The sequence below is a fragment of the Mesorhizobium sp. M7A.F.Ca.CA.004.12.1.1 genome, from assembly GCF_003997835.1.
In the GTDB taxonomy this organism is placed as follows: Bacteria; Pseudomonadota; Alphaproteobacteria; order Rhizobiales; family Rhizobiaceae; genus Mesorhizobium.
On sequence record NZ_RZRK01000481.1, the window covers coordinates 1 to 4,753 of the forward strand.

Below are 4,753 nucleotides of genomic sequence, written 5' to 3' on the forward strand. Positions count from 1 at the left end.
ATCCATCGTGCCGAAGCCGCCCGGAAACACCGCGACCGCCTTGGCGCGCATGACGAAATGCATCTTGCGGATAGCAAAATAATGGAAGTTGAAGCAGAGCTCCGGCGTCACATAGATGTTCGGCGCCTGCTCGTGCGGCAGGACGATGTTGAGGCCGATCGACGGCGCGCCGACATCGTCGGCGCCGCGGTTTCCCGCTTCCATCACGCCGGGCCCGCCACCGGTCACCACGACATATTCGCGGTAATAGGAGGTAGCCGACTGCTGCGAGCAGAGGCGGGCGGATTTCCGCGCCTCCTCCTAGTATTTTCTGTTTTTCTCGGGGGTCTTCTTCTGCGTCTCGTTCTTGGCCGCCCAGGCCTCGCCGCCGGGTTCCGGCAGGCGCGCGCCGCCGAACAGGATCACCGTCGAACGGATGCCGCGTTCGGCCAGGATCATTTCCGGTTTCAGGAGTTCAAGCTGCAGCCGGACCGCGCGCAACTCGCGCCGCGTCATGAAGTCGGGATCGTTCCAGGCGAGCCGGTAGGTTTCGGCACGCGTCTGCGGCGTATCCGGCACACTCTTCGACCGCTCCAGATCCTCGTCCGAATGCGGCAGTGGCGTCCAGCCCGCCTTTTCCATAGGTGTCATATGCTCTACCCGTCCAAATTCTTCACTTGCGCCGCCCCATGACGCAGCCGCGATTGACCCTCACCAAGGCTTCACATAAGCAGGTTCCGCAAAAGTGTCCTGCGGTTTTGTGACAAGAACCTGCTACATGCGAAGATCCAGGCAGGCAAAGCCTGCCAAGGGGTCCGCGCGACTTTCAAAACAGGTTAAGGCGTTGCCCCTTAACAGCTTGGTAATGGAGCGAATTCATGTCGAAGCCCGATCTGGCGAGCCTCGAAAAGACCATCGAGAAGGCCTTCGAGGAACGCGACGCGATTTCGACGGCAACGCGCGGCGAAACGCGCGACGCCATCCAGTCGGCGCTCGATCTGCTCGACCGCGGCGCCGTCCGCGTCGCCGAGCGGCAGGCCGACGGCAAGTGGCATGTCAACCAGTGGCTGAAGAAGGCCGTGCTGTTGTCGTTCCGGCTCAACCCGATGGAGATCATCAAGGGGGGACCCGGCGAGGCGGTGTGGTGGGACAAGGTGCCGTCGAAGTTCGACGGCTGGAGTGCCGTCGATTTCGAAAAGGCGGGCTTCCGAGCCGTGCCGTCGTCGGTCGTGCGCCGTTCGGCCTATGTCGCACCGGGCGCCGTGCTGATGCCGTCCTTCGTCAATGTCGGCGCGTATGTCGACAGCGGCACCATGGTCGACACCTGGGCCTCGGTCGGCTCCTGCGCCCAGATCGGTAAGAACGTGCATCTGTCCGGCGGCGTCGGCATCGGCGGCGTGCTGGAGCCGATGCAGGCCGGCCCGACCATCATCGAGGACAATTGTTTTATCGGCGCGCGTTCGGAGGTGGTCGAGGGCTGCATCGTGCGCGAAGGCTCGGTGCTCGGCATGGGCGTCTTCATCGGCCAGTCGACCAAGATCGTCGACCGCGCCACCGGCGAGATCTTCTATGGCGAAGTGCCGCCCAATTCCGTCGTCGTCGCCGGAACGATGCCGGGCAAGCCCTTTCCGAACGGCGAGCCGGGTCCCAACCTTTACTGCGCCGTCATCGTCAAGCGTGTCGACGCCAAGACCCGCTCCAAAACCTCGATCAACGAATTGCTGCGCGATTGATCTTTGCGCAAAGCGAGCGCACCTTCCGCCGGCGCGACAATCGGTCGCGCTGGTTCAAGATGGAGGGGTGACATGGACTGGAAGTATCTGCTCACAAGTTTTGATGGTCGCATCAACCGTGGCAAGTTCTGGGCCGCGATTGGCGTTTTCATCGTCATTGGTATCGTTGCCTTCATTCTCGATGCGATCCTCGGTACACGTCTCACCACCGCCAGTGGCGCCCAGATCGGCATCATCGGCATTCTCATCGCTCTGGTCTCGATCTATTTCGCGCTCGCAGTCTACGCCAAGCGCTGGCATGATCGCGGCAAGTCGGGCTGGTGGAGCCTAATCATGCTGGTGCCGCTCATCGGCCCGATCTGGTTTCTGGTGGAATGCGGCATTCTCGAAGGCGCCAGAGGCGCCAATCAATATGGACCGGACCCGCTTGCCTGACAGATCAGATCTCACCTGGCTTTTCTTCAAAACCTCGGGCCGCGTCAGTCGCGCGGCCTATTTTCTTGGCGGGTTGCTCGTCGCCATCATCCAGGCCTTCCCGCTCTACCGCTTCACGCTGGTGCCGGAAGGTTCGGCCGAGAGCAACATGTGGTCGTTCATCTTCTTCGTCGCCTTCATCGCCTCGCTGTGGTCGAACATCGCCCTGGCGGTGAAGCGGCTGCACGATTTGGACAAGCCGGGCATTGCCGCGCTGATCCTGTTCGTGCCGGTGGTCTCGATCGTCGCCTTCCTTGTGTTGTGCCTGTTTCCAGGGCAGCCTGGACCCAACCGCTATGGCCGGCGCACCAACGAGCCGGAACAATCCTGAGGGCCGATCGGACATGCGCTACCGCACGCTTGATCCGAAACTGATCGTCGAAACCGCCGAGCGGCTGGAAGAGCGGATCGCCGACCGTTTCCCTGAAGCGGGATTGCGTGGCGTCGCCGCCGAACTGGTCTCGCTGTCGCGCGATCTGGCCAAGGCGGCCAAGGTGCTCGAAGCACCGATCTGGTGGCTGCGCGGGCTCATCGTCGCCGCCTTCGTCACGGGTGTGCTGGTGTTCCTGTTCGTCGGTACCATCTTGCCGATCGACCGCATTTCGGGAACCCACGATGCCCTGCAGTCGGTGCAAGGCATAGAGGCTTCGATCAACACCGTCATACTGGCTGTGTTGGGCTTGCTTGCTCTGATCCGCACCGAGGAGCGCATCAAGCGCAAAAGGGTGTTTCGCCAGCTGCACGGCCTGCGTTCGCTGATCCATGTCATCGACATGCACCAGCTGACCAAGGATCCGGCAGCCCTTTCGGCCGATTTCAAGCCGACGGCGCACTCGCCGGCCCGTATCACCAATGCCGCCGACCTGGCGCGTTACCTCGACTATTGCTCCGAAATGCTGTCGATCACCGGCAAGATCGCAGCGCTCTTCGCGCAGTCGGTCAATGACGACGTGGTCATCGACGGCGTCAACGACATCGAGAACCTGGCATCCAACCTGTCGCGGAAAATCTGGCAGAAGATCACGTTGATCGACGGCCGGCCGGTGCAACAACCTGCTCCGGCGCCAGGCCCGGCGAGCCAAGCCGCTCCGCTTCCGCTGCGCGCACCAAAGCGGTGATCCGCTGGACCGTCGGCAGGGGCGTGCCGGCTTTTTCCGCCAGCCGCAGGATGGCGCCCTGCAAGTCGTCGATCTCCGTCGGCCGGCCGCGCTGCAGATCGTCCCACATAGACGAGCGCGCCTGCAGGTCGATCGCCAGCAAGCGCCGCGCCAGCAGCTTGAACAGCCAGTCCGGCAGCCTGAGCACCTTCGGCAGCAACGCCGGCCGCAGGCCGGCGATCCGCGCCGGCTCGATGCCGGACGCTCTCATCGCTCTCAGGGCCTCGTCGATCTGGCTGGCCAGGATCAGCCGCCAGCGCCGGTCGGCCAGTTCGGTTGCCAGCGGCAGGCCGGAAAGCGCCACCAGCGCGTTGTTCAAATTCATCAGCAGCTTGCCCCACAGCACGGCTTTTATGTCGCCATGGGTTTCGACCGCAAACCCTTCGACGCCAAGCAGGCCGACCAGGCCGGCGGTGCCGTCCTCGACCATCACCATGCCGTCGCTAGCGCGGTGCACGCGCAGCGGCAGTTCGCCGTCCGGCGACTGCACCACATTGAACGGCACCATGCCGGCCAGCACCGTACGTCCGGCAACTCCAGCACGCAGCCTGTCGGCATTGTCGACACCGTTTTGCAGGCTGATCACCACGGCGTTGGGCCGGGCATGGGCTTTGATAAGATCCGCCATATCCTGGGTGGCGCCGCTCTTGACCGTGACCAGGATCACGTCCGCCAGCGGCAAAGCGGCGGCCGGATCGACGGTGACGACAAGCGCCTCGGGCTTGATCGAGCGATCGCGGCCCTGGAGGTCGCTGACCCGCAATCCACCCTGCCGTAGCGCTGCCTCGATGCGCGGCCGAGCCAGCAGAATGACCTCTCGGTTGGCCAACGCCAGGCAGCCGCCGGCATAGCAGCCGATGCTGCCGGCACCGGCTATGACGATCCTTCTGTCCTTGTCTGCCATCCTGTCGCCGCGCCGGGTCGGAGCTATACGACATGAAAACCATAATATTGGCGGCATCGCCAGCCATGACGCTGGCCCCTATGTCTGGCCGTGACAGGCCCTGCGCTTTCGACTATCGCTTTTGCCATGACGCTGCCGACCGATCCCGCCGAAAACCTCGCCGCCCTTATCCGTTGCGCTTCGGTGACGCCCGCTGAGGGCGGCGCGCTGACCGCGCTGGAGACGATGCTCAAACCGCTCGGCTTCCTGGTCGATCGGCCGGTGTTTTCCGAAGACGGCACGCCCGATATCGAAAACCTATATGCAAGGCGCTCCGGCAATGGCCCGCATCTGATGTTCGCCGGACACACTGACGTGGTGCCTGTCGGCGACGAAGCCGCCTGGACGCATCCGCCTTTCGCCGCCGAGATCGCCAATGGCGAGATGTATGGCCGCGGCGCCGTCGACATGAAGGGCGGCATCGCCTGTTTCATCGCCGCCGTGGCGCGCCATGTCGAGGCCAATGG

The 4,753-nt window shown here is 63.6% G+C and carries 6 protein-coding genes and 1 pseudogene; 5 read left to right on the plus strand and 2 right to left on the minus strand.

Going from position 1 to position 4,753, the window contains the following annotated elements:
* Window positions 1–630 (minus strand): annotated as a pseudogene (locus EN984_RS22990) (LOG family protein); the annotation flags it as partial.
* Window positions 631–857: 227 nt separating this feature from the next.
* Here EN984_RS22990 and dapD point away from each other — a divergent pair.
* The 4 genes from dapD (at window position 858) to EN984_RS23010 (ending at window position 3,304) form a co-directional block, all read left to right on the plus strand.
* Window positions 858–1,712: a 2,3,4,5-tetrahydropyridine-2,6-dicarboxylate N-succinyltransferase gene (dapD, locus tag EN984_RS22995; protein WP_127269742.1), complete on the plus strand. Its 855-nt coding sequence runs from the start codon at window positions 858–860 to the stop codon at window positions 1,710–1,712.
* A gap of 72 nt (window positions 1,713–1,784) precedes the next feature.
* On the plus strand, window positions 1,785–2,147 hold the full coding sequence (locus tag EN984_RS23000; protein ID WP_127269740.1) for a DUF805 domain-containing protein: 363 nt from the start codon (window positions 1,785–1,787) through the stop codon (window positions 2,145–2,147).
* Window positions 2,140–2,517: a DUF805 domain-containing protein gene (locus EN984_RS23005; protein ID WP_023810766.1), complete on the plus strand. Its 378-nt coding sequence runs from the start codon at window positions 2,140–2,142 to the stop codon at window positions 2,515–2,517. Before EN984_RS23000 ends, EN984_RS23005 begins: the two co-directional genes overlap by 8 nt.
* A gap of 13 nt (window positions 2,518–2,530) precedes the next feature.
* Window positions 2,531–3,304 carry a hypothetical protein gene (locus EN984_RS23010; RefSeq protein WP_127272696.1) on the plus strand — a complete coding sequence of 258 codons (774 nt, stop codon included), beginning with the start codon at window positions 2,531–2,533 and terminating at the stop codon, window positions 3,302–3,304.
* Here EN984_RS23010 and EN984_RS23015 read toward each other — a convergent pair.
* Window positions 3,207–4,247, minus strand: a complete 1,041-nt coding sequence (locus tag EN984_RS23015; protein ID WP_127269736.1) for a 2-dehydropantoate 2-reductase — start codon at window positions 4,245–4,247, stop codon at window positions 3,207–3,209. The genes EN984_RS23010 and EN984_RS23015 overlap by 98 nt on opposite strands.
* A 126-nt stretch (window positions 4,248–4,373) precedes the next feature.
* Between EN984_RS23015 and EN984_RS23020 the strand changes: the two genes are divergently transcribed.
* A partial coding sequence (locus EN984_RS23020; protein ID WP_127383963.1) for a M20/M25/M40 family metallo-hydrolase occupies window positions 4,374–4,753 on the plus strand: 380 nt, incomplete at its 3' end.

Coding starts and splice junctions, on each gene's coding strand:
- EN984_RS23000 (WP_127269740.1), top strand. CDS start 1,785: ATGGACTGGAAGTATCTGCTCACAAGTTTTGATGGTCGCATCAACCGT.
- EN984_RS23010 (WP_127272696.1), top strand. CDS start 2,531: ATGCGCTACCGCACGCTTGATCCGAAACTGATCGTCGAAACCGCCGAG.
- EN984_RS23015 (WP_127269736.1), bottom strand. CDS start 4,247: ATGGCAGACAAGGACAGAAGGATCGTCATAGCCGGTGCCGGCAGCATC.
- dapD (WP_127269742.1), top strand. CDS start 858: ATGTCGAAGCCCGATCTGGCGAGCCTCGAAAAGACCATCGAGAAGGCC.